The organism is Micromonospora sp. 067-2 (genome assembly GCF_046549295.1).
Classification (GTDB): domain Bacteria; phylum Actinomycetota; class Actinomycetes; order Mycobacteriales; family Micromonosporaceae; genus Micromonospora.
This window is the reverse complement of record NZ_JAJPWB010000003.1, coordinates 572,882-597,403: the sequence shown is the minus strand read 5'-3', so window position 1 is coordinate 597,403 and position 24,522 is coordinate 572,882. Positions and strand designations below refer to the sequence as shown.

Sequence of the window (24,522 nt, the reverse complement as noted above, 5' to 3'; positions counted from 1 at the left end):
CGTCAGAGCCAGCTGACCCGTCAGAGCCAGCTGACCCGTCAGAGCCAGCTGAACCATTCCCTGGGCAGCAGCGCGTATCCGACGAAGGCGACCACGTCGAGCAGCGTGTGCGCGATGATCAGCGGCATGACCCGGCGGGTACGCAGGTAGAAGAGGCTGAACACGACGCCCATTACCGCGTTGCCGACGAACGCGCCGAAGCCCTGGTAGAGGTGGTAGGAGCCGCGGAGCAACGCGCTGGCCGCGATGATCGCGGCGACCCGCCACTGGAGTTGACGCAGCCGGGTGACCAGGTAGCCCACCACGATCACCTCCTCCAGCACGGCGTTCTGGGCGGCGGCGAGGATCAGCACCGGGACCGCCCACCAGACCTGGGGCAGCGAGGCCGGCACCAGCGTGGCGTTGATGCCGAGCTGGGCCGCCACCCAGAACAGGGCCAGCCCGGGCAGGCCGATCAGCGCGGCCAGGCCGGCGCCGCGGGCCAGGTCCTGGCCGGGCCGCCGAGCGTCCAGGCCGAGGGCGCGCGCCGGGTCGCCGGGGTCACGGCTGAGCAGGTGTACGGCGAGCAGCACCGGCAGCAGCGCGAAGACGATGCCGAGCAGCTGGTACGTCAGATCCAGCCAGGGGCGCGTCGACGCGGAGGTGTTCAGCGAGGCGGTCTGCTTGGAGAGCGGACCGTCGGCGGTCAGCTTCGCGATGATCGAGACCACCGCGTAGACCGCTGACTGGCCGAGGGACAGGCCGAGGACCAGCAGCGTCTCGGTTCCCAGGAGCCGGCGGGACACCGGGCGGGTCAGCTCAACGGTCACCGCACCACTGTGCCCGACGGGTGGCCCCGGTGGCACGGCTGATCGGCCGGCGTGAACCGATCGCACATTCTGTGCGACCGGCGGACACGCTCCGTGGACATTCTATGGGCGCCCGATCCGCTGCCGTCTGGAGGAGCGCCCCCGTGGACAACGTCGCGCGGTTGTTGAAGGAGAGCTGGACCCTGGTCGAGGAGCACCGGGACCGGCTGAGCGGCCACTTCTACGCCCGGCTCTTCCTGCTCGACCCCGCCCTGCGGCAGCTCTTCCCGGTGCAGATGACCGGTCAGGGCGATCGCCTGTTGGAAGCGATCATCACGGCGATCCACACCGTGGACGACCCGGAGAGCTTCGACGAGTTCCTCCGGGCGCTGGGCCGCGACCACCGCAAGTACCACGTCGACGAGCGGCACTACGCGACGATGGGCGACGCGCTGCTGGATGCGCTGCGCAGCACCGCCGGCGACGGCTGGACCATCGAGTACGACCAGGCGTGGCGGGACGCGTACGCGGCGATCGCCGCGAAGATGGTGGCCGGGGCGGCGGACGACGACAACCCGCCGTTCTGGCACGCCGAGGTGCTGACCCACCAGCGGTACGGCCCGGACACCGCCGTGCTGACCTGCCGGGCGTTGCAGCAGCCGCTGCCCTGGCGGGCCGGTCAGTACGTCAGCCTCGAGGTGCCGCGCCACCACCCGCGGGTGTGGCGGACGTACTCGGTGGCGAACGCCCCGAACGACGACAACGTGCTCGAGTTCCATGTGCGGTCACCCGGGGCCGGCTGGGTGTCCGGCGCGCTGGTCCGGCGGGTCCGCCCGGGTGACCTGCTGCGGCTGGCCGCCCCGATGGGGTCGATGACGCTGGACCGCTCCTCGGAGCGCGACGTCCTCTGCGTGGCCGGTGGGGTCGGGTTGGCACCGGTCAAGGCGCTGGTGGAGGAGTTGGCCACCTACAACCGGACCAGGTGGGTGCACGTCTTCTACGGTGCGCGGCAGTCGGCGGACCTGTACGGCCTGGCCGGGTTGCAGGAGCTGGTCGCGGTGCACCCGTGGCTGTCGGTCACCGCCGCGTGCAGTGACGAGCCGGACTTCGACGGCGAGCTGGGTGACATTCCGGACGTGGTGGCCCGGTACGGGCCGTGGACCACGCACGACTGCTATGTCTCCGGCTCGGCCCAGATGGTCCGGTCCACGCTGCGGGTGCTGGCCGCGGACGAGGTGCCGCCGCCGCACATCCGCTACGACACCTTCGGTGACCTCTAGTCGTTCCTCCCCCCACACCGGGGCGGCGCGTGCCCCTGCCCCCTGGGGCACGCGCCGCCCCGGTCCCCACCGTTGGTCAGTAGCGCCAGGGGTGCCCGGTCTCGCGGTACTCCTCGACCGGCACCAGCGGCACTCCGGGTGCCATCCGGTCGACGTAGAGCCGGCCCTCCAGGTGGTCGATCTCGTGCGCGACCAGCCGGGCCATACCGAACTCGAACGAGGTGATGACCCGGCTGCCGTCGTACTGGGCGTGCTCCACGTCCAGCCGCAGAGGTCGGGGCACCAGACCGCGGTGGTCGAAGTAGGAGAGGCAGCCCTCGTACTGCTCGTCGGTGTCCGGGGAGGCGTCGACCACCCGGGGGTTGATCAGCACGACCGGCTCCGCCGACCGGTCGGGTGGCCGGACCACCGCCGCCGCCCGGCCGATGCCGAGCTGCGGGGCGGCGACGCCCACGCCCTTGCTGAACGGGTGCAGTTCGTCGAGGCGGGCCAGGGCCGTGCCGAGCCGGTCGACCGCGTCCCGGGCCGCCTGCTCCTCGCCGGGCAGGTCGAACGGGCGGCCGCGCTGGCGGAGCAGGTCGGCGCCGCGCTGCACGATGCCGATCCCGCGCATCCGGTCGCTGGGCTTGACCCGGGTCCCGCCGGGGCCGACATCGGGGTCGGTCTCCGGTTGGGCGCGGAAACGCCACTGCAGCCGGTAGCGGGCATTGAGCGGCGGGTCGTCGGTGTGCCAGTCGAAGATCGCCCGGTCGTCCTCGTCGCGTCGCTGCGGCGCCGTGCGCAGCGGGCCCTCCTCCGCCGAGAGCGAGGTCTCCACGCCCCAGACCTGTGGGTCGAGCGCCGCCGGCAGGTCCAGCCGTACGGCGAGCTGCCGGGTGGGCAGCCGGACGGCCCGCTGGAACCAGGGACCCCACTTCTCCTGCCCGACGCTGTACGCGTACTCGATGGTGGCCCGGTCACCGGGGTAGAGCGGAAAGCGCCGCTCACCGTTCTCGAAGAGCAGCCAGATCTCCTTGAACGCGTCCCGGTCGTGTTTGGCCCGCCAGTGCATCGGCTCCGGGTCGCCGCCACCGTCATCCCGGCGGGCCTGCAGGTGCAGCTCGGCGAAGGTGAGGGGGTGCTCGCGGTGGTGCCGGTTGGAGCGGCCGGGGTCGTTCGGGAAGCGGTCGACGGCGACCCGGACCAGGTAGCGGGTGACGGGCTCGGTGCCGGCGTTGTACAGCTCGCGGTGGATGACGCACCGGTAGCCGTCGTCGGTGTGGATGAGGGTGGCCAGCTCCCGTTCCACGACGAGGCCGGTGCCGGGTGGCAGCCACTGGCCGGGCAGGTGCGGCTCGCGGTGCGGTTGACCGGGGCGCGCGTGCCGTAGCTCGTCGTACTCCCGGAAGCGCTGCCAGATCGCGCCGCTGGCTTCCAGAACGGCCTCGGCCCGGCGGGCGAAGTCCTCGGTCGGGCGATGCCGGCGCCCCTCGACGTGGCTGACGTAGGACGGGTCGAAACCCATCAGGATGGCCAACTGCTTCTTGGACAGCCCTCGCCCGGTCCGTTGACGGGCGAGCTCGGCCGCGAAGAATTCGGCAGCCCGTTCGAGGGGGGTGGTCGTCATCGGCTTCCTCGTGGCCGGGGATATCAGTTTCACGTTCTGTGCGCGAGCGCACACGCAACTGGCACCTTGCCGACACATCGCTTGACAAATTCCATCAACGGCATCAATTCACCGTTGACGTTTTTCGGGGCGGGCGCGGGGTAGTACGCCCAGGCACGGACCCCTGCTCCCGCCGGAAGCAGTGACCTGAAGCTCCCGATCCGACCCAGGAGAGGCTTTCCTTAGACCTGCGGGCGTGGTTAGGCTAGCCTTAGCTCAGGGCGCAGGGTCGTCCGCCGAGGTCAGCTCCTCGGTCGCAGACGGGGGATGACACGGTGACAGCGGTGATGCCGAGGCGCGACGTGGCCGCCACGCCGCTCGCTCCCGTCACCGCGGCGCTGCGCGCCATGTTCGGCACCGACGACCTGCCCGGGCTCGCGAAGGGTCTGCTGGTCGACGACGAGCTCGGCTGGGCACCCGCCACCACCCTGATCGACGGCAGCCGGCTGCCGGAGCTGCTGCACGCGGCCACGCTCCGCTGGGGCGGCACCCCGCACGCCTGCGCCGCGTTGGCGTGGAAGTCGTACAGCTACTGGACGGCGCTGCCGGTCGTTCTCGGCTGGGCCTCGGCCCGGCGGGTGCCGCTGCTCGACCCGTCCGACGTGCTGATCCACTTCGAGGACCACCGGCCGCTGATCACCCTGGGCCTGCGCCGCAGCACCACCGTGGCGGTGCTGCCCAACGACCCGCTGGCGCTCACCGGTCACCCGGAGGTGCGGGTCGTCGCCGGCGAGGCGGAACTGCTGGCCGTGCTGCGCGCCTCACTCCTCGACGCCCACCTGGCCCCGCTCATCGCGGCCATCCAGGCGGAGGTCCGCGTGGGCACCCGGACGCTGCTCGGCTCGGTCGCCTCCGGCATCTCGCACGGCATCCTCCGGGCGGCGGACGGGCTGCCCGGCTCCACGGTGCAGACCATCGACACCCTGCTCGGCGCGCTCGACCTCGCGGATCTGGTCGAGCTGGTGCCGGGGCCCACCGGCGAGCCGACGGTGCAGCGGCGTACCTGCTGCCTCGCCTTCACCCTGCCCAGTCCGAAGGTCTGCCAGGGCTGCTGCGTCCGCCAGGGCTGAGTCGCACTCACCCGGTCAGTGGCCGGACGTCCCACACCCACACCCCACCGGTGAAGACCGGCTGGATTCCCGTCAGCTCGGTCATCCCCCGCCGCAGTGCCGTCTCGTGCTCGTGCGGACCGAGGATGACCACGCCCGCCCGCCAGTAGCGGAGGTCGCCGACCGCCTTCACCCGGCTCTGCGGAGTGATCGGCGGCACCGCGCCGGTACGCCGGATGGTGGCGAAGAAGCTGCTGGTGGGCCGGGGCGGCGCACCGAACAGCGCGATTTTCGGCGCCTCCGCGTTCGGTCGCGTGTCCGGCCCGAGGAAGTAGCCGCGGGCCAGCGGCATGTCCAGCCCGGTAGCCGCCGACCAGCGCAGTGGTTCGGCGTAGTTGGTGTCCGGCAGCGGCAGGGTCACCACGCTGCGCCCACCGGTCACGTACGGCCGCCAGGCCCCACTGGTCACGAAGGTGGGGACCGGGTCGAGGCGGACCACGGGCAGCGGGGTGGGCAGGATCGGCAGCAGCGCCATCGTGAGCACGGTGGCGGTGGCGAAGCGGATCTGCCGCCGGGCGGCCGGCGCCGAGCGGGCCAACTCGCGGGCGCGCTCAGCACCGTAGGCGAGCAGCAGCCCGATGATCGGAGTGATCGCCAACGCCCACCGGGTCGGCACCACCGAGTGCAGGATCGGCAGGTTCTCCAGCGCCGCCCAGGGCCCCGGCACACCGGTGCCGTGGCCGGCGAAGCGGATCTCGCGGCCCAGCGAGAGCAGCGCGAAGAGCAGCCCGAGGCCGGCCAGCGCGAGCACCACGACCGAGCGGCGCAACCACCAGACCAACGCGACCACCAGCACCAGCAGCGACCAGCCGAAGAAGCTGTTCTCCTCGGTCGGGTTCTTGGCCAGGTTCGCGGCCGTGCGGGAGTTGCCGGCGAGTGACTCCCGGGAGTACGCCGCGAACGAGGCGAGGTCGCTGGAGTAGCCACGGATCAGCCTGGACAACCCGGCGTAGGCGCCGGGCCCGGAGAACTGCACATACAAGGGGTACGCCAGCAGAGCCCCGGCGACGACGGCGGCGACGGCCAGACCGGCGAGGAACGGCCGGGTCCGCGAGCGCAGGTCCGGGCGACCGAGGGCCAGCGCACCGACGATCACGCCCAGCCCGATCGCGGTCATCAGCAGGATCTCCAGGTTGAGGAAGGCCTGCCAGACGATCACCAGCGCGAGGAGCACGCCGTTGCGCAGCCAGCGGCCCGGCTCACCGAGCCGCAGCGTGCGCCAGATGATCAATGGGACGACGAACTGCGACACGATGTTCGGGTGCCCGTTGGCGTGCGACACCATCGCCGGCGCGAACGCGCAGAAGCCGGCGCCCAGCCAGGCCGGCCCGCGAGTGCCGATCAGAACGCGGGAGAGCAGGAAGTACCAGGCAGTGGCGGTGGCAATCATTCCGGCGGTCAGGAAGAGCAGGAATGCCGCGCGCGGCCCGAGGAGAGTGGTGACCGGTGTCATTGGCAATGAAATGGATAATACGGACGTATTTGCCATCAAATTGACGCCGTCGGGGACGTTCATGCGGTCCGAATGGAACGGATAAGCGAAATGCGTGACCACCCGCGCACCGTGCGCCATCATCCATTCGAACTGCGACTGATCGGAACGGTTGTCCCGCACCCCACTGCCCGGATCCAACCACAGCCGCCCGGTCACCCAGAGGCCGAGCACCACGAAGCTCAGCACGGCAGCCAGATCCGTCCGCCTGCCGCTGCGGAGCGTTCCCGCCCCGCCAGCCTCCTCCACCGGCGACCCGGTGGCCGGGCCGTAGCCGGGCGCGTCCGATTCAGGAGTAGTCATGACAATTCATAGGGTAGTCAGCGTATGGCGGCGCCGTGACATGTTTCGGGGTACTGCCGTACTATGTGCCGGGTTCGCCGACCGCCGATCACGTGCCCACCCCCGACCACAATTCGGCCACCCCGCTGCCCCGATTCTTTTGCCGTCCCAGCGGATGATTCACTCTGTCGGTCCAGGCACGGGTCGAGTTCACATCGTGAGGAATCGACGCATGGCAGAAATCACTGGGGATCAGCGCGTCCAGTCCGAGGTCCTGGAAGGCCTGGCAACCGCTGTCAACCACCGCCGCTGGTTCGTCGAACTGGCGGTGCCGTACCTCGGTGACGACCCGGTCGAGATCGGTAGCGGTCTCGGTGACTACGCCCTGGAATGGTCGCAGCGGCTGCCCCGGTTCACTGCCACGGAGGCCGATCCGGACCGTCTGGTGCAGCTCAAGGAGCGCCTCGCCGATCAGCCCAACATCGACGTCCGGCAGATGCTGCTGCCGCACAGCGACCGGGGCGACTACAGCGCGGCGGTCTCCTACAACGTGCTGGAACACATTGAGGACCACGTCGGCGCGCTGCGCAGCATGCGTGACCTGGTCCGGCCCGGCGGGGCAGTGATCATCATCGTGCCGGCGTTCCAGTTCGCGATGAGCCCGGCCGACGTCGCCACCGGCCACGTACGCCGCTATACCAAGAAGACCCTCGACGCGGCGATGACCGAGGCCGGGCTGACCGTCGAAAAGATCCACTACGCCAACGCGCTGGGCCTGCTCGGCTACTTCATGGCCACCAAGGTCTTCCGCCTGATGCCCAAGGAGGGCCCGATGGTGAAGGTGTACGACACCGTCGTGCTCCCCGCCACCAAGGCCGCCGAGCAGCGCATCCGCCCGCCGTTCGGCCAGTCCGTCTTCGCCGTGGCCCGCGTCCCCGCCTGAGTCGGCCCCACCCCGCGATCTTGCACTTCCGCTTCGGCGCGCACGCCCGGCGGCAAGTGCAAGATCGCGTCGTACCGCTCAGTCCTTGATCTGGTAGGTGGGGCGGATGACGGCCCGGGCGAGCGTGTGGAAGGTCAGGTTGAAGCCGACGTAGGCGGGACTGGCGTCGGGGGTCACCTCGAGGCGCTCCACGTCCAGGGCGTGCACCGCGAAGACGTACCGGTGCGGACGGTCACCGGCCGGCGGGGCCGCTCCGCCGTAGCCCTGCTCGCCGTAGTCGCTGCGGACCGAGAACGCGCCACCCAGATCGGTGCCCGCCGCGCCACCCGCACCGCTGGGCAGCTGCGTCACGTCGGCCGGCACGTTCACCAGCACCCAGTGCCAGAAGCCACTGCCGGTCGGCGCGTCGGGGTCGTAGCAGGTGACGGTGAAGCTCTTCGTCTCGGCGGGGAAATCCGACCAGGTCAGCTGCGGGGAGACGTTGTCACCGCCGGTGCTGCCATGCGCGTGTCGGGCGTCCATCGGCTCGCCGTTCTGCACATCGTCACTGGTCAGGGTGAACGAAGGGACCGTCGGCAGCAGCTCGTACGGGTCCGGGGCGATCGGTCGTTCCAGCGTCATGGTGAGCGCTTCCTTCCGGTGTACGGGGGATTCCTGCCCTTCATACCCCGTTCCGGGTCGCCGAACGACCGGAAGCACCGGTGTCCGCAGTCACGCGATCCGCACCGTTCCTACTAGCTGACGCCAGGAGGGCGCGCGTTCGAACGATGTCCTCTCCCTGGCGGTGCGCCTCCAGGTGTGCCTTGAGCGCGGCCTGCCACGCCGCCTGGCCCGCGTCGTCGGCCGGCCCACCGGACCATCGGTGCGACCAGTCGTGATGGTGGAGGCCCTGGTCACCGGTGTGGATGCTGCCCATCAGCGGGTCCAGGCAACGAACCGCTCGTACAGTTCCCGCGGATTCGCGGTGGGCAGCTCGGCGGTGGCGACGAAGAGCAGACTGCCGACGTACATCGACAGGCCGATCCGGTCCCTGCCGTACGCCTCGGTCAGGCGCACCCGCGCTGGCGAGCACGGCCACGGAGTGTCCTGGTCGCAGCCACGGCAGGTCCACTCCGGTTGGCGTGGCATGTGTAGATCGTCGAGACGGCCCTCCAGCGCCGCGACCGCCCGCTGCCCCTGGACGGACCGGGCTCGCCGGGCCGCTTCCACGGTGGGCACCTCGCCGATCACCGACCACCGCCGTCGCCATGCTCGGCGCGTTGGCGGCGAGCCTCGGCCAACAACCGTTCTCTGGCAGCTTCCTGTTCCGCCTGTTGGATCTCCGGACCGGTCGCGCGCACCGACGCTTCCGCCCATCGCTTGGATTGCCGGCGAAGCCAGCTGAACGGCCAGATCATCGCGATGCCCTCTCGTCTCGGGGCGCAGCGACTCAACCGCTCTAGCCCTTGCGACAGGACCGACGACGTGCGCGACACCCTCTGCAACCGTGGGAGCACGCTATGCAGGAACGATGAGCGCAGAGGGTACGAGGCGTACCCGGCGACAGGGGGTACCCCTACGACTCGGGCACCGCGATCCGGCTCTCCAACTGGATCGCCTCGGCCCGAATGGCCGCTGGTGCCTCCCGGGCCAGCCGGCCGGCCAAATCCTGAGCCGCTGGCGAGTATCGAACCGTTTCCGGAGAGGTGCCCTCCGCGAGAGTCAGCAGATGCAGCGTCGCCTCCCGCGCCCCTTCCAGGTCGGCGGAGCGAGCAAGCTCGACATAGTGCCGGCCACGCCGCTCGGTCGACGGGATGGAAGCCGGGTCGAGCGAGTGCGCCCGCCGCTGCGCCTCGTCGGGATCGCCCAGGTCAACCGCGCACATCACCGCGTACACATCGACCAACGGTCGTGACACCCGAGTACGCAGTCCGACGAAACCCGCCGGCAGAGCCTGCTCGACGACCCGCCGGGCGGAGTCCCAGTCGGACCACGCGCCCTGATCGCCGGTACGGGCCCGAGTCAACGCGGTGCACAGAAGCAGGTCGGCCAACATCTCCGCCCATTCACTGCCACCATCGGCGACACGAGGTTCGATCAACCCGCGCGCCTCCCGCAACCGCTCAAGCGCTTCCTCACCACGGCCGACGGCCCGCAAAAGGTGCGCGGCATACCAGGTCGACTGGGCGATGGCGATGGGGTCGTCTGCGTCGAGAGCCGCCGCCATACCCCGGTCAACGGTCAGCCAACACAACTCCCGGTCACCGTGCCAGGCAAGATATGCCTGCGCGAGGTGATGCGCCTGGGCGAGGAGTGCGAGGCTGGCACGCCGATCGTCGCCGGTGTGCAGCCGGGCGGCACGCTGAGTGGCCTGGAGCAGGCCGGGCAGGATGACGCTCACTTCGGTTCGTTGAAGTCGAGACGTGTGCCAGGTCTGCCACGCGGAGTCGACGGCCCCACGCAGGTAGTCGGGGGATTCTGGCGTACCAGAGACGCTGATCTGCCACGCGGTCAGCGCACGCCGTACATCGCCGATCGCCGGGTGACTGGGCCGCCCGTCGAGAGACAACGTCACCTGCGGCCCGAACAGATCGCCGAGGTCACGCACACCTAGGTGCGGAGCGAGTTGCTGAGCGGCACGCAACGTCAAGCTTCGGCGGCCGTTCTCGACAAACTTGATGGTGGTCGGTGACAGCCCGGCAAGGCCGGCTAGCTGCTCGCGAGAGAGGCCGGCGGCTCGACGGAGCCGCTCGACGCGCTGGCCGGGAGTGGTTTGCTGATCAACCATGAGGCACCTCGTGGCATCGGGTACATCGTGTACCCCGACCGTACGCCCTGATGAGGTGCCCGTCGATGCCTCGCGGCACGAATTCGCGGCGGGCGGCGGTGCCTAGTCCCCACCAGCCCCCCATCAGCACACAGCTCCCGACTTCAATCGGAGGCCGAGCTGCATAAACAGCGTGGACGCACGGCGGAGGGTGTGGGATTCGAACCCACGAAGACATCGCTGCCTTACCGGTTTTCAAGACCAGCGCCATCGGCCACTAGGCGAACCCTCCTGGCCCGCCACCCGGGGGTGAACGGCCGTGCATATTCTGCCACGCCACCCGGCGGACGGCCCGGCGTCCCTCCCCATCAGGCGGATCTTGCAGGCTGGTGCTCCACAGTGGTCGATACGACGAACGGGGTGCGCCTGCGGCCCGCAACGGCATCGGGAAGACTGGGCTGATGCGAGCCATCACCGTTCCGCAGCCCGGTGGACCCGACGCGTTGGTCTGGGCCGAGGTCCCCGATCCGGAGCCCGGCCCGGGCGAGGTGATCGTCGACGTACGGGCGGCCGGCGTCAACCGCGCCGACCTGCTGCAACGGCAGGGCCACTACCCGCCGCCGGCGGGCGCGCCGGAATACCTTGGGCTGGAGTGTTCCGGAGTGATCAGCGCGGTCGGCCCGGAGGTGGGCGAGTGGGCCGTCGGGCAGCAGGTCTGTGCGTTGCTGGCCGGCGGCGGGTACGCCGAGAGGGTCGCCGTCCCCGCCGGGCAGTTGCTGCCGGTGCCGGCGTGCGACCCGGTGGACGCCGCGGCGCTGCCGGAGGTGGCCTGCACGGTCTGGTCGAACGTGGTCCGGCTGGGCCGGCTCGGCGCGGGCGACACGCTGCTGGTGCACGGCGGGGGCAGCGGGATCGGCACCTTCGCGATCCAGCTCGGGGCCGCCATCGGCGCCACGGTCCTGGCGACGGCTCGGGCGGCCAAGCACCCTCGACTGCGCGAGCTGGGCGCCACGCACACGATCGACTACCGCGAGCAGGACTTCGTCGACGAGGTCCGGCAGGTCACCGACGGCCGCGGCGCCGACGTCATCCTCGACATCATGGGTGCGAGCTACCTGGGCCGCAACGTCGACACGTTGGCCACCGGCGGCCGGCTCCTGGTGATCGGGTTGCAGGGTGGCCGCAAGGCCGAGCTGGACCTCGGCGCGTTGATGACCAAGCGGGCCAGCGTCGCGGCGACCTCGCTGCGCTCCCGCCCGCTGGCCGACAAGGCGGAGATCGTCCGGGGCGTACGCGACGAGGTGTGGCCGTTGGTCGAGACCGGCAAGATCCAGCCGGTGGTGGACCGGCGGCTGCCGATGAGCGAGGCGGCGGAGGCACACCGGCTGGTCGAGTCGAGTGACCACCTCGGCAAGGTGCTGCTGACCCTCGGGTGACGAGGGCGTTCTGTCAGGAGAGCTCTTCGGCCGGCGGGCGGGGCAGCATCAGTCGGGCTCCGGGACCCTCGCCGGCCAGCGAGTCGCCGGGGTTGTACAGCGTGCAGCGCTGCAGCGACAGACAGCCGCAGCCGATGCAGCCGTCCAGGTCGTCGCGGAGCTTGCCGAGCAGCCGGATCTTCTCATCCAGTCGGCCACGCCAGCTGGCGGAGAGCCGCGCCCAGTCCTCTGGGCTGGGCGTGCGGGAGTCGGGCAGCGAGTCGAGCGCCGCGCGGATCTCGTCCAACGAGACACCGACCTGCTGGGAGATCCGGATGAAGGCGACCCGGCGTAGCTCGCTGCGGGCGTACCGGCGCTGGTTGCCGCCGGTACGGGCGGCATGGATCAGACCGAGCCGCTCGTAGTAGCGCAGCGCCGACGATGCCACACCGGAGCGGACGGACAGTTCACCGATGGTCAATGAGTCCTGCATCACCCGGTCCTTGAACTGAAGTTAACTTCAACTAGAAGACTAGCGGCATGGCAGACACACTGACCAGTGACTCGCGACTACACCATCTGATCCGGCGGTTGACCGGGGACGAGAAGCACGCGCCCAGCGCCCACTCCACCGTCGACGTGCTCCAGGTGCTCTACGACCGGGTCCTGCGGATCACCCCGGCGACCGTCGACGACCCGGAGCGGGACCGATTCCTGCTCTCCAAGGGCCACGGACCGGTCGCCTACTACGCGGTGCTCGCCGCGCACGGCTTCCTTCCGGAGGCCTGGCTCGACGACCTGGCCGGGCCGGACAGTCGGCTCGGCCACCACCCGGACCGGCTGCTGGTGCCCGGGGTCGAGATCGGCTCCGGCTCGCTCGGCCACGGGCTCGGGCTCGGCGTCGGCACCGCCCTCGGGCTGCGCGCCCAGGGCCTGCACACCCCCCGGGTGTACGTGCTGCTCGGCGACGCCGAACTCGACGAGGGATCCAACCACGAGGCGATCGCGTACGCCGGCGCGACCGGACTGGAGAGTCTCACCGCGATCGTGGTCGACAACTCGTCCGCCACGCACGGCTGGCCCGGCGGCATCGCCGCCCGGTTCACCGTCAACGGCTGGACCGCCCACACCGTCGACGGTCGCGACCACGACGCCCTGCACACGGCGTTGACCGGGCACCGGCCCGGCCACCCGCACCTGGTCGTCGCCCGCGTCGAGAGCAGGGGATGACCGACATGCGTACCGCCTTCATCGACACCACCACCGCGCTGCTCGACGAGGACCCCCGCAGCGCCCTCGTCCTGGCCGACATCTCGGCCAGTCAGTTCGTCCCGGCCCAGCGCCGACATCCCGATCGGGTGCTCAACGTCGGCATCCGGGAGCAACTGATGATCGGGGTGGCCGGCGGTCTCGCCCTGACCGGCCTGCGTCCGATCGTGCACTCGTACGCGACGTTCGTGGTGGACCGGGCGTACGAGCAGATCAAGGTGGACCTGGACCACCAGGGCGTGGGCGCGGTGCTGGTCAGCATCGGGGCCTCGTACGACGGGTCGAGAGAGGGCCGGACCCACCAGTCACCCGGCGACGTGGCGCTCTTCGACTCCCTCGGTGCCGGCTGGACGGTGCGGGTGCCCGGTCACCCCGACGAGGTCACGCCGCTGCTGCGAACCGCCGCGAGCACCGACGACCCTGTCTACCTGCGGCTCAGCGAACAGCGCAACGCCCAGGCCCACCCGGATGCCGACCGGCTGCGGGTGCTGCGGCGGGGCAGCGAGACCGCGCCGCTGGTGGTGGCCGTCGGGCCGATGCTCGATCCGACGCTGGCGGCGACGGAGGGGCAGGACGTGACGGTCGCGTACACGCACACGCCCCGGCCGTTCGACACGGCCGGACTGCGTGCGCTCGTCGGAACCGACGTGGTGCTGGTCGAGCCGTACCTGGCGGGAACGTCGAGCGCGATCGTCAGCCGTGCACTGGCGGACGTGCCGCACCGACTGCTCGCGCTCGGAGTGGGCCGAGCCGACCTGCGACGGTACGGCGATCCGATCGACCACGCCCGGTGGCACGGCCTGGACGCCGCCGGTCTGCGGCGGTCGCTCGACGGGTTTCTGCGCTCAGCGCGGCAATGAGCTGACGGGACGGCGGCGCGCGCGTTCCCGGCCGAGGATCCAGATCGCCTCGACGCCGTCCTTCCAGGTGATCTTCTTGCCCTCTTCCCGGCCGCGCGCGCGGTAGCTGATCGGCACCTCGTACGGGCGGATGCGGCGGCGCAGCAGCTTGCCGGTCACCTCGGCCTCCATGCCGAAGCCGCGCGAGCGCACCTCGAGCGACCGGTACAGCGACAAAGGCATCAGCTTGAAGCAGGTCTCCAGGTCACCGATGTAGGAGTTGAACAGCACGTTCGCCGCCATCGTGACGCCCTTGTTGCCCATCACGTACCAGAAGCTGTAGGCGCTGTGGCTGCCGAAGGTGCGATTGCCGTAGACCACCGTGGCCCGCCCGTCGAGCACCGGGGCGAGCAGCTTGGGGATGTCCTGTGGGTCGTACTCCAGGTCGGCGTCGAGGATGACCAGGTAGTCACCCTCGGCGCTGTCGACCGCCGTCTTGATGGCCGCACCCTTGCCGGCGTTGCGCTTGTGGGTGAAGACCCGCAGGCGCGCGTCGTCGGCGCGACCGAGGATCTCGCCGGTGCCGTCCCGGCTGCCGTCGTCGACCACGACCAGCTCGATCTCACACGGATAGTCCACCGCCAATGCCTGTTTGAGGGCATCCGCAATGCGATCTTCCTCGTTGTAGACCGGCATGAGGATCGAGAGCTTCACGGGAATCTCCACGGTGGCGACAATACGTCGGGCATAGCCTAGCCTGGCTGGTCAGCCCGACGCTTGCCGCACTGTTCGGGCGGCCGGGGTGGCGGGTTCAGCGCGATGGTGTTTACTTCCCGCCATGTCGGCTGCCGGCTCTCTGCTCGCGGTGCTGCCCGCCGCCGCGGTGCTCCTGCTCACGGTCGCGACGAGGCCCGGCGGGGTCGGCGCCGTGGCGCCGTTGCGGCTCGCCGTGGTGCGCGCCGCCCTGGTCACCGGCGCGTACGCGGTGCTCGTCGTCGAGCTGCTGGGCGCGCTGCACGCGCTGACCCGACCGGCGTTCGTCGCCGCCTGGTTGCTCTTCCTGGCCGTCGCCGTGACGGCTGCCGGGCTGCGGCGGCGTCGGGAGACCCGACTTCCGGAGCCGCCGGCCACGATGCCCCGGCCGGTGCCGGTCGGCGTCGGCGTGCCCGCCGGTGCCGGCCCGGAGGCACCCGGCCGGGTCGCGGAGGACGGCGAGGTCGAGCGCGACCCCGCACCGGGCCGGGCCGGTCGGGCGCGACCCCGCCCGCTCGGCAGGGCAGCAGACGCCTGGCGTACGGCGGGACGCGGCGAACGGCTGCTCGCCGGCACGATCGGCGGGCTGGTCCTGGTGGAGTTGCTCGTCGCGCTGCTGGCCGAGCCGAACAACTTCGACTCGCAGACGTACCACCTGCCCAAGGTCGAGCACTGGGTGGCCCAGGGCGACCTGGACTTCTGGCCCACCGCCATCCACCGGCAGGTGACCATTCCACCCGGGGCCGAGTACCTGCTGCTGCACCTGCGACTGCTCACCGGTTCCGATCAGCTCTACAACCTGGTGCAGTGGGCGGCCGGTGTGGTCTGCCTGCTGGTGGCAGCCCGGATCACGGCGCAGCTCGGCGGTGGCCGACGGGCCCAGTTGCTTACCGCGTTCGTGCTGGCCAGTACGCCGATGGTGGTGCTACAGGCGACGAGTACGCAGACCGACCTGGTGTGTGCCGCGTGGGTGGTCTGCGCCGCCACGCTGGTGCTGGACGGCCTCCGCCGGCGAACCGGCTGGGGCACCCTGCTGGGGTTGGGCGCGGCGACCGGGCTGACCGCGGTGACCAAGACCAGTGGCCTGATCGCGGTCGGCCCGCTGCTGGTGCTCTGGGGGATGGCCCAGCTGCGGTTGTCCCTCGCCAGCACCGGGCCGCGGGCTGGCACGGCACCGGCCGGTCAGGCGGGGCGGTTCCGGCCGGCCGGCGGGGCTCGGCGGTTCGGGCCTGCCGGCGGAACCCGGCGGTCCCGGTCGGCCGGCGGGGTGGCCCGCACGGTCGGAGGTTCGGTGCTGATCCTGCTGGTCGCGGCCGTGGTGGTCGGCCCGTTCCTGGCCCGGGTGACCGCGGAGTTCGGGCACCCGCTGGGGCCGCCCCGACTGCGGGAGTCGATCCCGATGGAGCGACACGATCCGCCGTCGATCCTGATCAACGCGCTGCGGATCGGGCACACGGCGTTCGACACGCCGCTGGCGCCGCTACGCCGGGCCGGCGCGGAGGCGATCATCGGCGGCGCGGACGCGATCGGGGTCGACCCGCAGGATCGCACGATCACCTTCGGTCGGGAGGTCTTTCCGGAGCCCGCCTGGTATCCGGACGAGGATCGGGTGGCGTTTCCGCTCGCCGGGGCGCTGGCGCTGATCGGCGCGGTGGTCGCGCTCGTCCGGCCGCGCCGGATCGACGCCGCGCAGGCCGGGCCACTGCGCGGGTACGCGTTGGTGGTGCTGGCCACCCTGCTGCTGCACACCTCGATGATCAAGTGGCAGCCGTGGGGCAACCGGCTACTGCTCTACGCCCTCGTCCTCGCCGTACCGCTGGCCGGGCTCTGGCTGGATGCCCTCCTCCGCCGCCACGCTCGCCCGGCAGCCGGCACGACGGGCAGTGCGGCCGGTACGACGAACCCTGCGGCCGGCACGACGAACCTTGCGGCCGGCACGACGAACCCTGCGGTCGGCACGGCCGGGGCGGGGACGACCCGCCGTGGGCGGCGGTCGGTGGCCACCCTGGCGGCGGTCACCGTGTTGGCCACGTCGGCGCTGGCCGGGGTGCTGGCGCTGTCCTACGGCTTCCCGCGCCGGCTGGTCGGCGCGGGCTCGGTCTTCACCACCTCGGACTGGGACACCCGCTTCCTCCGTCGCCCGCAGTGGGCCGACGAGTTCCAGTGGGCGGCGCAGGCGGTCCGCGACAGCGGGGCGCGCCGGATCGGGCTGGTCGAGCAGAACGACAACTGGGAGTACCCGTGGTGGCTGCTGCTGCGGCAGCCCGACGGCCGCTCGCCGGACCTGGTCGCGTTGCAGTCGGTACTGCCGCAACGACCGCCGGCCGACCCCTCCTCGGTCGACGCGATCGTCTGCACCGGCAGCGAGCCGGCGTGCGCGAAACTGGTCCCGGCCGGCTGGCGGCTGGAGTTCCGCGACTACGTCGGATACGCGCTGCCGCCCGGCCGATGACGGTGATCGACACGGTGTCGATCACTGCCGCCCGGCCGGTGACACGGCGGGTCCACCGTCCTGAATATCCGATCCGGGCGGTTCTGCAGCCCGCGCGCAAGGATCCGAGGCGTATTCACATCCGTTGATCCGCACGTTACCGTCTGGTAACTCAATCGACGTCCCGCGATTGAGCCGAAAGGAGTGCGTCGATGCCTGCAATCCCCGCCAGGCCCGGACGCGCGACCCGACGACGGGCCCTCACCGTCGCCGTCGCCGTCGCCGCTCTCGTCCTGCCGATGCTCACCGGACCGGCCGCCCCGGCCACCGCCGGCGACCGACCGGCCGTCCAACCACTGCCCGCCAACCTCGAGGCCATCCGGGCCGCCGAGGCAACCGCCCTCTACGGTGCCCCGGCGATCCTGCCGATCGAGCAACGCCGTACCGCGCTGGTCACCATGGGTGACAGTGAGATCTCCGGTGAGGGGGTCGGCAACTACGTTCCCGGCACCCACCAGGCCGGCAACTGGTGTGACCGCTCGTACGACCAGGCGGTGTTCCGTACCGGCATCCCGTCGGACGCGCAATACAACCTGGCCTGCTCCGGCGCCACCCCGTGGAACCTGATCGCCGGCGGCCCGACCCAGCACAACGAGCTGAACCAGGGTGACTACCTGGGGATCAAGGCGCGCAACACGCACGTGAAACTGATCTGGGTGGTGGTCGGCGCGAACGGCGACGGCACCATCCAGTTCGGCCCGGTCGCCACCGACTGCGCGATCCGTCGGGTCTTCTTCCAGGGCGTCTGCTACCCCACCTACACCGACCAGTGGACGATCCGCACCGACGGCAGCCGCCAGGCGGTGGCCGGCGCGCTCACCGACATCCGGCAGACCATGACCAACGCCGGCTACCTGCGTTCGGACTACGAGCTGGTGCTCATGTCGTACCCGAGCCCGGGCAGCCCGGACGTGGAGGACAACCCGAACTTCCCCGGCTGGTACTCCGGCGGCTGCCTGCTCTACCTGGCCGACGCCGCGTTCGCCCGGAACAAGGCGGTACCCATGTTCGAGTCGGCGCTGCGGGCCGCGGCCACCCAGACCGGCACGCGCTACCTGGACGCCAGCCGGCTCTTCCACGGCCACGAGGTGTGCACCGACAACACCTCCGTCCGCGGCCTCTACATCGAGGTGGGGATCTGGGACGAGAACGCGGCCCGCCAGTCGTTCCACCCCAACGCACGCGGACACGGCATGTTCGCCCAGTGCATCGCCCAGTTCTGGAACTCCGGGCAGGAGCGGGCCAGCTGCGTCGACCCGGCCAGCACCGGTGGCGGCGTGCTCTACCCGGGCCTGCTCGAATTCAAGCAGCTGCGCAACCTGGCCACCGGCACCTGTGTCGACGGTAGGGGCTACGACTCCCGCAACGGCACCGTCCAACAGCCGTACAGCTGCCACGGCGGGCGTAACCAGGGCTTCTGGTACGACTCGACCCGGCGGTCGCTGCACTCGGAGCTGTCCCACGACCGCTGCCTCGACGTCGCGAACGGGTCGATGACCTCCGGCACCGCGGTCAACATCTACGACTGCAACGGCAGCGCCGCCCAGCAGTTCACCTTCGCCGGTAACCAGCTCAGGCCGACCGCCGCCAGCAACCTCTGCGTCGCGTTCGACAACCCGTGGCTGGGCAGCCCGCGGCTGCGGTTGGCCACCTGCTCCACCAGCACCCGGCAGCAGTGGTCGTTCGAGTCCCGTACCGCCGCCAACCCGGTCGGCTACGGTCACGACGACTTCATCGGCTCCCGCGTCTACTGACGCAGTGGACGGGCCCCCGAGGCGACTGCCCTCGGGGGCCCGTCCGTCTCACTTGGCGCGGGGGATGAGGATCAGCCGGGCCACACCCCTGTCGCCGTCCTTCGCGCCGGCGACACCGAGCGTCGAGCCGACCTTGACCTCGCTCGGCTGGACGGTGGCGCGTCGCTCGACGACCCGCAGGTCGTCGCCGAAGGTCCAGGTCATGGTGAAGCCGTCGGTGGACTTCACGGTCATCGAGTCGCCGTCGATCGCGGTCACCTCGCCGCGCTGCACGGCGACGGTCTGCGTACCGCCGTCCTTGGCCTTCACCACCGCCTCGCCGTGCAGGGTGTTCCTGCGCAGCTGCACCCGGGCCTGGCGGCGCTTGCGCCACTCCTCACCGCGCTTCTGCTTCGCCTTGTCCTGCGCGCTGGGGGAGGCGTCGGGCGTGGCGGACCCGCCGGGCGCTGGTGCGGCGACGTTCTGCACGTCCAGGTCGTCGGCGTCGAAGCCCATCGCGGTGAGCGCCTGACCCTCCACGCCCATGGCGGCGGCGACCTCGACGGCGGCCTCCCGGGCGGGTTGGCTGGCCACCTCGGCCGCACCGCAGCCGCCGAGTCCGAGCGCGACCGCCGCGAGCAGCGACGTGGTGGTGGCGGCGAATCCCCAACGTGGCATGACTTTCCCTCTCGTCCGTGGAGCCCCCAGCCTCGCCGGTGTCGACGAGCGGAGCGTCAGGCCGATGTTCGGGTCCGGTAAGGATCACCGGGCAGCCGGACCGTGAGGGCCGCCCCACCCTCCGGGGCGTGGCCCGCCACGATCTCGCCGCCCAGCCGGCGGACCAGCCCGGCGGCCAGCGCCAGCCCCAGACCACTGCCCACCTTGCGCACCCCCCGGTACCGCTGGTGCAGCGCACCCCGCTCGAACGCCACCGCCAGGTCGTCGTCGGTGAAGCCGGGCCCGCCGTCGCGGACCTCCAGCACCCCACCGGAGGCCGGGTCCGGGCCGGCCGGCCGGACCGCGAGCACCACCGGCTTCCCCGGGGGTACGACCCGCAGCGCGTTCTCCAGCAGCCCGTCCACCACCTGCCGGATCCGCCCCGGATCGGTGTACGCCGGCACCGGCTCACCGGGCGTCTCCACCCTGAACGACACTCCCACCGCCGCACACCGGCCCGACCAGGTCGGCTCGGCGTCTACGGCCAGCCGGGCCAGGTCCACCGCTACCGGTTCCAGCGGAAAGTCGGCCGCCTCCAGCCGCGCCAGCGCCAGCAGATCGCCGATCAGCCGGTCCAGGTGCTGGGACTCGGCCAGCATCGTCCGGCCGGTGTCGGCCATGCTCTCCGGGCCGATCACCCCGTCGGCCAGCGCCTCGGCATACCCCCGGATCGCGGTCAGCGGGGTCCGCAGCTCGTGCGAGACGGAGAGCAGGAATTCCCGCTGTCGGCCCTCGCTGGTGGCCAGCGCGGTCGCCAACCCGTTCAACGCCTCGGCCAGGTCGGCGACCTCGTCCGGCGACTCGACGGGCACCCGTACGGCGCGGTCCCCGGCACGCAGCCGGGCGGCGGCGGTGGCCGCGACGCGGATCGGCCGGGCCAACCGTCGGGCCAGCAGCAGCCCGGCGACCACGCCGGCGGCGAGCCCGGCCAGCAGCGGCAACCAGAGGCTGAGCAGCACCTGCCGCCACAGCCCGGTCGCCGAGGCACGGGAGAGCACCACCCCGTTGCCGCCGGGCAGCGAGCGGCCCTCGACCAGGGCCCGCTCCCCGTTGACCAGGCCGCGGGCCGACACGTTACGTCCCTGCTCGATCCTCTTGAGCACACGAGGCGGCAGGCCCGGTCGGTCGGCGGTGCCACGCCGGATCAGGTACGCGTCGATGCCCTGGTTGCGCAGTTGCTGGATGAGTCGTTCCTCGTCGGCGGTGCGGCCCCGGTCCAGCCGTGTCCGCAGCACCTCGGCGGCCAGTCGGGCCTGCGCGGCGAGCGCGTCCTGATCGCGCCGCTCCGCACCCCGGATCGCCAGCGGCACCGCGACGATCGCGGTGACCAGCACCGACACCAGTGCCACCGCGCAGGTGACCAGGACCGCGCGGGCGGTCAGCGTCCGGCCGAACCGGCCGCGCCGAGGCACGGCCGGCGGGCGAACGCCGACCAGCGGCAGCGCCATCGTCGGCGACTCCGGGGGCGCTGCGGCCCGCTGCCGGCCGGGGTGGTCAGGCATCGACCGCGTACCCCACGCCCCGGTGGGTCCGGATCACGCTCGCCGGGCCGAGCTTCGCCCGCACCTGGGCGACGTGCACGTCGACGGTGCGGGTGCCGGCGTGGGCGGCATAGCCCCACACCCCGGCCAGCAACTCCTCCCGGCTGAAGACCCGACCGGGCCGGGCCATCAGGTGGGCCAGAAGGTCGAACTCGGTGGAGGTGAGCTGCACCGGGGCACCCGCGGCGGTGACCGTCCGACGGGCCGGGTCGAGCGTCACCGGGCCGACGACGCGGGGCCGGTCCGCGCCCTCCGGGCCCCCCGCCGACCGGCGCAGCACCGCGCGCACCCGGGCGACCAACTCGCGCGGACTGAACGGCTTGGTGACGTAGTCGTCGGCGCCCAACTCCAGGCCGACGATCCGGTCGACCTCGTCGTCCCGTGCGGTGAGGAAGATGACCGGAGTCCAGTCGCCGGCCTCACGCAGCCGACGGCAGACCTCGGTGCCCGGCAGGCCGGGCAGGGCGATGTCCAGGACACAGGCCACCGGGCGCAGCCTGCGGGCGGCGCTCAGGCCACCCTCGCCGTCGCGCTCCAGGTGGACGCCGAACCCGTCGCGGGTCAGATAGAGCCGGACCAGGTCGGCGATGGCTGGCTCGTCCTCCACCACGAGGACGAGCCCGCGGTGCGGCGGTTCGACGGTCACCGACCCATGATTGCCGACCCGACGGGCGCGGCGCGGCCGGTGCGTGTTCGAGTTCGGTAAGGGCGACGCAAGGGCCCGCCGCGGGTAGGGAACCGCTGAGGTGTCAGCGCGCCACGGCGGGGCGGAACGCACTGGGCCGCGCGGTGGCCGGCGCATCGCTGATGGTGGCGACGATCCGTTCGCGGGGCGCCCGCAGGCGGGTACGGAATGCGTGGTTGAGCAGGGCGTCGAGCTGCCACACCCGCTTCGGCTGGCTGGTACGGATCAGGAACCGCTCGCGGATCCCGTCGATCGCGGTGGCGGCCAACTCGACCGAGTGCAGCCGCGGATCGGGGCTCCAGGTGACGTTGCTCAGCTCGCGCAACTCGGTGTTGAGGTGCAGACGCAGTCGGTGCAGCAGGCGGGTCTGCTGGGTCACCACCAGCCGACGGTGGGTGAGCAGCAGAAGATAGTCGCCGGTGACGGGGCGGTCAGGGCGGCTGCAGCGGGTGACCAGGATGGTGGCGTCACCGGAGCCGACGCAGCGCCGGAACACCGGCATGTGCCGGCCCAGGGTCTGCGCGGCCAGGCCAGCCTCGGCGGCGGCCGGGAGGAACGTTCGGGAGAAGACGTCCATGACCTGCCCAACGACATCCCGGACGGGAGTGACGTGGGTCACGGCGGTTTTTTGGAACTTCCACGCGCGGGGTCGCACCGGCTGTCCGACATCGAGCCGACCCCCGCACGGCGACCAGCCTCCGTCAGCGGGTCGGCCGGACCGGCGGCCGTGTGCCGCCCCGGCCGACAACCCGAATCAGGTTCCGGAAGACCGTCGGCTGCGACCAGCCCGGCGGGATCGCCGGTAGCTGCCGGAGATCCAGATAGTTGCTGTCAATGTTGATCTGCACCCCACCCCAGGTCTCGTGGTGGTCGCCCCGGTACTGCTTCATCCGCCGACCGGGCATCCAGAGCGACGCCGGCAGGGCACTGTCCGACACCGTCTGGACGCCGTCCCAGCGAGCGAAGTCGATCATGTCGGGTGGGGTGTGGCCCGACCGCTGGTAGGCCGCCACCTGATCGGCCAACCCCGCCGAGCCGACACTGGTGTAGTAGCCGGAGAAGAACTTCTGCTGGTGCAGACGGATGGTCCACCCGCTCACGAAGGCGTTGACCGCCTCGGTGCAGGCGGTGTTCCCGGACGGATAGTGCTCCATGTCGAGCGTGATCGTGCCGCCCAGCGACAGACCGAGGCTGCGGGCACTACGGACCGCGTCGTCAGCCGCCTCACGGCCCTGAGCCGCAGCGCGGGCCGGATCGATCTTCCGCTGGTACTTCGAGCACGGCGCCTGCAGGCCGACGTAGAGCGGGAAGATCCGCCAGCCGGCGGCCTGCTGGGTCGCCACCCAGTCCGCGGTCAGGTTGGGCTGTGCACACCCCCGGTTGACACCGCCGATGTAGACGCCGACCGCCCGGTACGGCGACTGCAGCCACGCCTTCATGGCCGCGTTCGACGGTGCGGTGCACGTGTCGAATCCCAGCCCGGTGAAGGTCCCCGGCTGCGGCCCGTCGTACGCGCCGGCGGCCCGCGCCGGCGCGGCGGTGCCGGTCAGCGCGACACCAGCGGCAACCACCACGGCCGCCAGGGCGGCCAGAACACGGTGGGTGCCACGACGCGCGGGCCGGGTGAGGCTGATCGTCACGTGTATCCCGATCTGATGTGGACGGAGGGGTCGGGCCAGAATCCTGCCCGCTCAGCCATCGCCTGTCCAGACCGCTGCCCAGGATCGATGGACGCGCCGCCGACGGTCGGACACCCCCTCAGACCGAATCGGTCTCCAGCAGCTCCGCCAACCAACCGTGGATAGCGTCCGCGTACTCCGTACGGGCCGGATCGGAGGTGTCCAGTGCCCGCCGCCAGGACAGCGAGCGACTGACCGCGCCCAGGCTCACCGCCAGCTCGGCGGCCTCGACCAGCGTCCGGCGGTCGTACCGGTCGGTCCACGCCTCCAGATAGGCGTCGCGCAGCCGGGCCAACCGAACATCGTCGGACGACAACTCGCCGGCGTACCGGACGGAGCGCAGGGTGACCAGCAGGGTGCCGAACGGGTGCGCCACCGAAGCGTCGCCCCAGTCGAAGTAGCGGTACCCGGCCGGGCCGGCGAAGATGTTGCCGTCATGCAGGTCGTCGTGCTGCACGCTCGCCGGGATGCCGATGTCGGCGAGCCGGCGACACCGCTGCGCGTACGCCGGCAGCTCCGCCCGCAGCCGACGGTGGATCTCGGGGTCGAGTCCGTCATCGACACCGATCCGCAGCGATTCGTGGTCGTCGAGCAGCTCGGCGAACAGGTCGGGCAGCACCTCGGGGCGGTGGTCGGGGACGCCGAGGGCGAGCAGCTCGGCGGCCTGGGACGTGGTGGCCAGCTGAAGTGCGGCGTACCCCGGCAGCGCCCGCTCCCAGTGCGCCAGGTCCGGGTCGCGGCCCAGCACCTCGCGCAGCGACTCGCCGCCGTCGGGCAGCAGCGACCAGCCCCGCGCCGGGTCGACCGCAATCGGCGTGAGGACGTGGTCGGGGGCCAGCCGGGCCAGCACGGCGAGCAGGCTCGCCTCGTGCGCGGTGCCCGGATTGTTGGCCTTGAACCAGACCGGTCCGCCGTCGGTCGGCACCCGCCAGACCAACGACCACGGACGGACGCGGGGCTCCACCGGCCCGGTCACCCGCCGGCCGGCCCGGCTCACCTGTTCGTCGACCCAGGACCGTGCCCGCACCCGCCACTGCTCGCCTGACCAGTCGGGCGCGTGCTCGTCAGCTGTCGTGGTCACGGTGGGCACCCTAGGCGGGCCAGCCAGGCCGGGG

At 71.5% G+C, this 24,522-nt stretch carries 23 protein-coding genes and 1 tRNA gene; 8 read left to right on the top strand and 16 right to left on the bottom strand.

The genetic code is table 11. The annotated features are described in order from the left end of the window. Positions 1-38 precede the first annotated feature (38 nt). On the bottom strand, positions 39-809 hold the full coding sequence (locus ACLJN9_RS09550; RefSeq protein ID WP_410810740.1) for a CPBP family intramembrane glutamic endopeptidase: 771 nt from the start codon (positions 807-809) through the stop codon (positions 39-41). Between the two features lie 143 nt (positions 810-952). Here ACLJN9_RS09550 and ACLJN9_RS09545 point away from each other — a divergent pair, with 143 nt between their 5' ends. Beyond that, positions 953-2,068 (top strand): globin domain-containing protein, encoded by a 1,116-nt coding sequence (locus ACLJN9_RS09545; RefSeq protein WP_410810739.1) that lies wholly within the window; start codon positions 953-955, stop codon positions 2,066-2,068. Between the two features lie 76 nt (positions 2,069-2,144). On the opposite strand, the gene ACLJN9_RS09540 is transcribed toward ACLJN9_RS09545, so the two are convergent. Continuing rightward, positions 2,145-3,674 carry a peptide deformylase gene (locus tag ACLJN9_RS09540; RefSeq protein ID WP_410810738.1) on the bottom strand — a complete coding sequence of 510 codons (1,530 nt, stop codon included), beginning with the start codon at positions 3,672-3,674 and terminating at the stop codon, positions 2,145-2,147. 326 nt (positions 3,675-4,000) lie between these two features. Between ACLJN9_RS09540 and ACLJN9_RS09535 the strand changes: the two genes are divergently transcribed. Continuing rightward, complete coding sequence (locus tag ACLJN9_RS09535) at positions 4,001-4,783, top strand: hypothetical protein (protein WP_410810823.1); 783 nt, start codon at positions 4,001-4,003, stop codon at positions 4,781-4,783. 7 nt (positions 4,784-4,790) lie between these two features. On the opposite strand, the gene ACLJN9_RS09530 is transcribed toward ACLJN9_RS09535, so the two are convergent. Beyond that, positions 4,791-6,617 (bottom strand): hypothetical protein, encoded by a 1,827-nt coding sequence (locus ACLJN9_RS09530; RefSeq protein ID WP_410810737.1) that lies wholly within the window; start codon positions 6,615-6,617, stop codon positions 4,791-4,793. A 211-nt stretch (positions 6,618-6,828) separates the two neighbouring features. Between ACLJN9_RS09530 and ACLJN9_RS09525 the strand changes: the two genes are divergently transcribed. Then, positions 6,829-7,539: a class I SAM-dependent methyltransferase gene (locus tag ACLJN9_RS09525; RefSeq protein WP_410810736.1), complete on the top strand. Its 711-nt coding sequence runs from the start codon at positions 6,829-6,831 to the stop codon at positions 7,537-7,539. Between the two features lie 78 nt (positions 7,540-7,617). Here the strand turns inward: ACLJN9_RS09525 and ACLJN9_RS09520 are convergent, their stop codons facing one another. The 5 genes from ACLJN9_RS09520 to ACLJN9_RS09500 all read right to left on the bottom strand — a co-directional run bounded on the left by ACLJN9_RS09520 (position 7,618) and on the right by ACLJN9_RS09500 (position 10,577). After that, positions 7,618-8,160, bottom strand: coding sequence for a YbhB/YbcL family Raf kinase inhibitor-like protein (locus ACLJN9_RS09520; protein ID WP_410810735.1), 543 nt, complete (start codon positions 8,158-8,160; stop codon positions 7,618-7,620). 294 nt (positions 8,161-8,454) lie between these two features. Further along, entirely contained in the window at positions 8,455-8,757 is a 303-nt protein-coding gene (locus ACLJN9_RS09515; protein WP_410810734.1) for a hypothetical protein, read from the bottom strand. Between the two features lie 8 nt (positions 8,758-8,765). Beyond that, complete coding sequence (locus ACLJN9_RS09510) at positions 8,766-8,936, bottom strand: hypothetical protein (RefSeq protein WP_410810733.1); 171 nt, start codon at positions 8,934-8,936, stop codon at positions 8,766-8,768. Between the two features lie 158 nt (positions 8,937-9,094). Continuing rightward, the gene (locus tag ACLJN9_RS09505; RefSeq protein WP_410810732.1) at positions 9,095-10,306 is read right to left on the bottom strand and encodes a helix-turn-helix domain-containing protein; all 1,212 of its coding nucleotides are present in this window, start codon (positions 10,304-10,306) and stop codon (positions 9,095-9,097) included. A 184-nt stretch (positions 10,307-10,490) separates the two neighbouring features. Beyond that, a tRNA-Ser gene (locus ACLJN9_RS09500) sits at positions 10,491-10,577 on the bottom strand. Between the two features lie 169 nt (positions 10,578-10,746). Here ACLJN9_RS09500 and ACLJN9_RS09495 point away from each other — a divergent pair. Then, positions 10,747-11,721: an NAD(P)H-quinone oxidoreductase gene (locus ACLJN9_RS09495; protein ID WP_410810731.1), complete on the top strand. Its 975-nt coding sequence runs from the start codon at positions 10,747-10,749 to the stop codon at positions 11,719-11,721. Between the two features lie 13 nt (positions 11,722-11,734). Here ACLJN9_RS09495 and soxR read toward each other — a convergent pair whose 3' ends face one another. Further along, entirely contained in the window at positions 11,735-12,193 is a 459-nt protein-coding gene (gene soxR / locus ACLJN9_RS09490) for a redox-sensitive transcriptional activator SoxR (protein WP_410810730.1), read from the bottom strand. A 47-nt stretch (positions 12,194-12,240) separates the two neighbouring features. On the opposite strand from soxR, the gene ACLJN9_RS09485 reads away from it, so the two are divergent. After that, entirely contained in the window at positions 12,241-12,930 is a 690-nt protein-coding gene (locus ACLJN9_RS09485) for a transketolase (RefSeq protein WP_410810729.1), read from the top strand. A 5-nt stretch (positions 12,931-12,935) separates the two neighbouring features. Beyond that, positions 12,936-13,829, top strand: a complete 894-nt coding sequence (locus ACLJN9_RS09480) for a transketolase family protein (RefSeq protein WP_410810728.1) — start codon at positions 12,936-12,938, stop codon at positions 13,827-13,829. Here the strand turns inward: ACLJN9_RS09480 and ACLJN9_RS09475 are convergent. Further along, complete coding sequence (locus ACLJN9_RS09475) at positions 13,815-14,522, bottom strand: glycosyltransferase family 2 protein (protein ID WP_410810822.1); 708 nt, start codon at positions 14,520-14,522, stop codon at positions 13,815-13,817. The genes ACLJN9_RS09480 and ACLJN9_RS09475 overlap by 15 nt on opposite strands. A gap of 124 nt (positions 14,523-14,646) precedes the next feature. Between ACLJN9_RS09475 and ACLJN9_RS09470 the strand changes: the two genes are divergently transcribed. Further along, the gene (locus tag ACLJN9_RS09470) at positions 14,647-17,013 is read left to right on the top strand and encodes a glycosyltransferase family 39 protein (RefSeq protein WP_410810727.1); all 2,367 of its coding nucleotides are present in this window, start codon (positions 14,647-14,649) and stop codon (positions 17,011-17,013) included. A gap of 191 nt (positions 17,014-17,204) precedes the next feature. After that, entirely contained in the window at positions 17,205-18,806 is a 1,602-nt protein-coding gene (locus tag ACLJN9_RS09465; protein ID WP_410810726.1) for a ricin-type beta-trefoil lectin domain protein, read from the top strand. A 48-nt stretch (positions 18,807-18,854) separates the two neighbouring features. On the opposite strand, the gene ACLJN9_RS09460 is transcribed toward ACLJN9_RS09465, so the two are convergent. From ACLJN9_RS09460 to ACLJN9_RS09435, 6 genes are all read right to left on the bottom strand, one after another. After that, complete coding sequence (locus ACLJN9_RS09460; protein WP_410810725.1) at positions 18,855-19,463, bottom strand: hypothetical protein; 609 nt, start codon at positions 19,461-19,463, stop codon at positions 18,855-18,857. Between the two features lie 56 nt (positions 19,464-19,519). Then, positions 19,520-20,950: a histidine kinase dimerization/phospho-acceptor domain-containing protein gene (locus ACLJN9_RS09455; RefSeq protein WP_410810821.1), complete on the bottom strand. Its 1,431-nt coding sequence runs from the start codon at positions 20,948-20,950 to the stop codon at positions 19,520-19,522. 46 nt (positions 20,951-20,996) lie between these two features. Further along, on the bottom strand, positions 20,997-21,689 hold the full coding sequence (locus ACLJN9_RS09450; protein WP_410810724.1) for a response regulator transcription factor: 693 nt from the start codon (positions 21,687-21,689) through the stop codon (positions 20,997-20,999). A 103-nt stretch (positions 21,690-21,792) separates the two neighbouring features. Further along, positions 21,793-22,305: a hypothetical protein gene (locus ACLJN9_RS09445; protein ID WP_410810820.1), complete on the bottom strand. Its 513-nt coding sequence runs from the start codon at positions 22,303-22,305 to the stop codon at positions 21,793-21,795. A 124-nt stretch (positions 22,306-22,429) separates the two neighbouring features. Continuing rightward, complete coding sequence (locus ACLJN9_RS09440; RefSeq protein ID WP_410810723.1) at positions 22,430-23,368, bottom strand: DUF1906 domain-containing protein; 939 nt, start codon at positions 23,366-23,368, stop codon at positions 22,430-22,432. Positions 23,369-23,486: 118 nt separating this feature from the next. Beyond that, positions 23,487-24,488: an aminoglycoside phosphotransferase family protein gene (locus tag ACLJN9_RS09435; protein ID WP_410810722.1), complete on the bottom strand. Its 1,002-nt coding sequence runs from the start codon at positions 24,486-24,488 to the stop codon at positions 23,487-23,489. Between the last annotated feature and the right edge of the window lie 34 nt (positions 24,489-24,522).

Coding starts and splice junctions, on each gene's coding strand:
- ACLJN9_RS09530 (WP_410810737.1), bottom strand. CDS start 6,617: ATGACTACTCCTGAATCGGACGCGCCCGGCTACGGCCCGGCCACCGGG.
- ACLJN9_RS09460 (WP_410810725.1), bottom strand. CDS start 19,463: ATGCCACGTTGGGGATTCGCCGCCACCACCACGTCGCTGCTCGCGGCG.
- ACLJN9_RS09510 (WP_410810733.1), bottom strand. CDS start 8,936: ATGATCTGGCCGTTCAGCTGGCTTCGCCGGCAATCCAAGCGATGGGCG.
- ACLJN9_RS09535 (WP_410810823.1), top strand. CDS start 4,001: ATGCCGAGGCGCGACGTGGCCGCCACGCCGCTCGCTCCCGTCACCGCG.
- ACLJN9_RS09520 (WP_410810735.1), bottom strand. CDS start 8,160: ATGACGCTGGAACGACCGATCGCCCCGGACCCGTACGAGCTGCTGCCG.
- ACLJN9_RS09540 (WP_410810738.1), bottom strand. CDS start 3,674: ATGACGACCACCCCCCTCGAACGGGCTGCCGAATTCTTCGCGGCCGAG.
- ACLJN9_RS09485 (WP_410810729.1), top strand. CDS start 12,241: ATGGCAGACACACTGACCAGTGACTCGCGACTACACCATCTGATCCGG.
- ACLJN9_RS09525 (WP_410810736.1), top strand. CDS start 6,829: ATGGCAGAAATCACTGGGGATCAGCGCGTCCAGTCCGAGGTCCTGGAA.
- ACLJN9_RS09445 (WP_410810820.1), bottom strand. CDS start 22,305: ATGGACGTCTTCTCCCGAACGTTCCTCCCGGCCGCCGCCGAGGCTGGC.
- ACLJN9_RS09480 (WP_410810728.1), top strand. CDS start 12,936: ATGCGTACCGCCTTCATCGACACCACCACCGCGCTGCTCGACGAGGAC.
- ACLJN9_RS09505 (WP_410810732.1), bottom strand. CDS start 10,306: ATGGTTGATCAGCAAACCACTCCCGGCCAGCGCGTCGAGCGGCTCCGT.
- ACLJN9_RS09465 (WP_410810726.1), top strand. CDS start 17,205: ATGCCTGCAATCCCCGCCAGGCCCGGACGCGCGACCCGACGACGGGCC.
- ACLJN9_RS09455 (WP_410810821.1), bottom strand. CDS start 20,950: ATGGCGCTGCCGCTGGTCGGCGTTCGCCCGCCGGCCGTGCCTCGGCGC.
- soxR (WP_410810730.1), bottom strand. CDS start 12,193: ATGCAGGACTCATTGACCATCGGTGAACTGTCCGTCCGCTCCGGTGTG.
- ACLJN9_RS09495 (WP_410810731.1), top strand. CDS start 10,747: ATGCGAGCCATCACCGTTCCGCAGCCCGGTGGACCCGACGCGTTGGTC.
- ACLJN9_RS09470 (WP_410810727.1), top strand. CDS start 14,647: ATGTCGGCTGCCGGCTCTCTGCTCGCGGTGCTGCCCGCCGCCGCGGTG.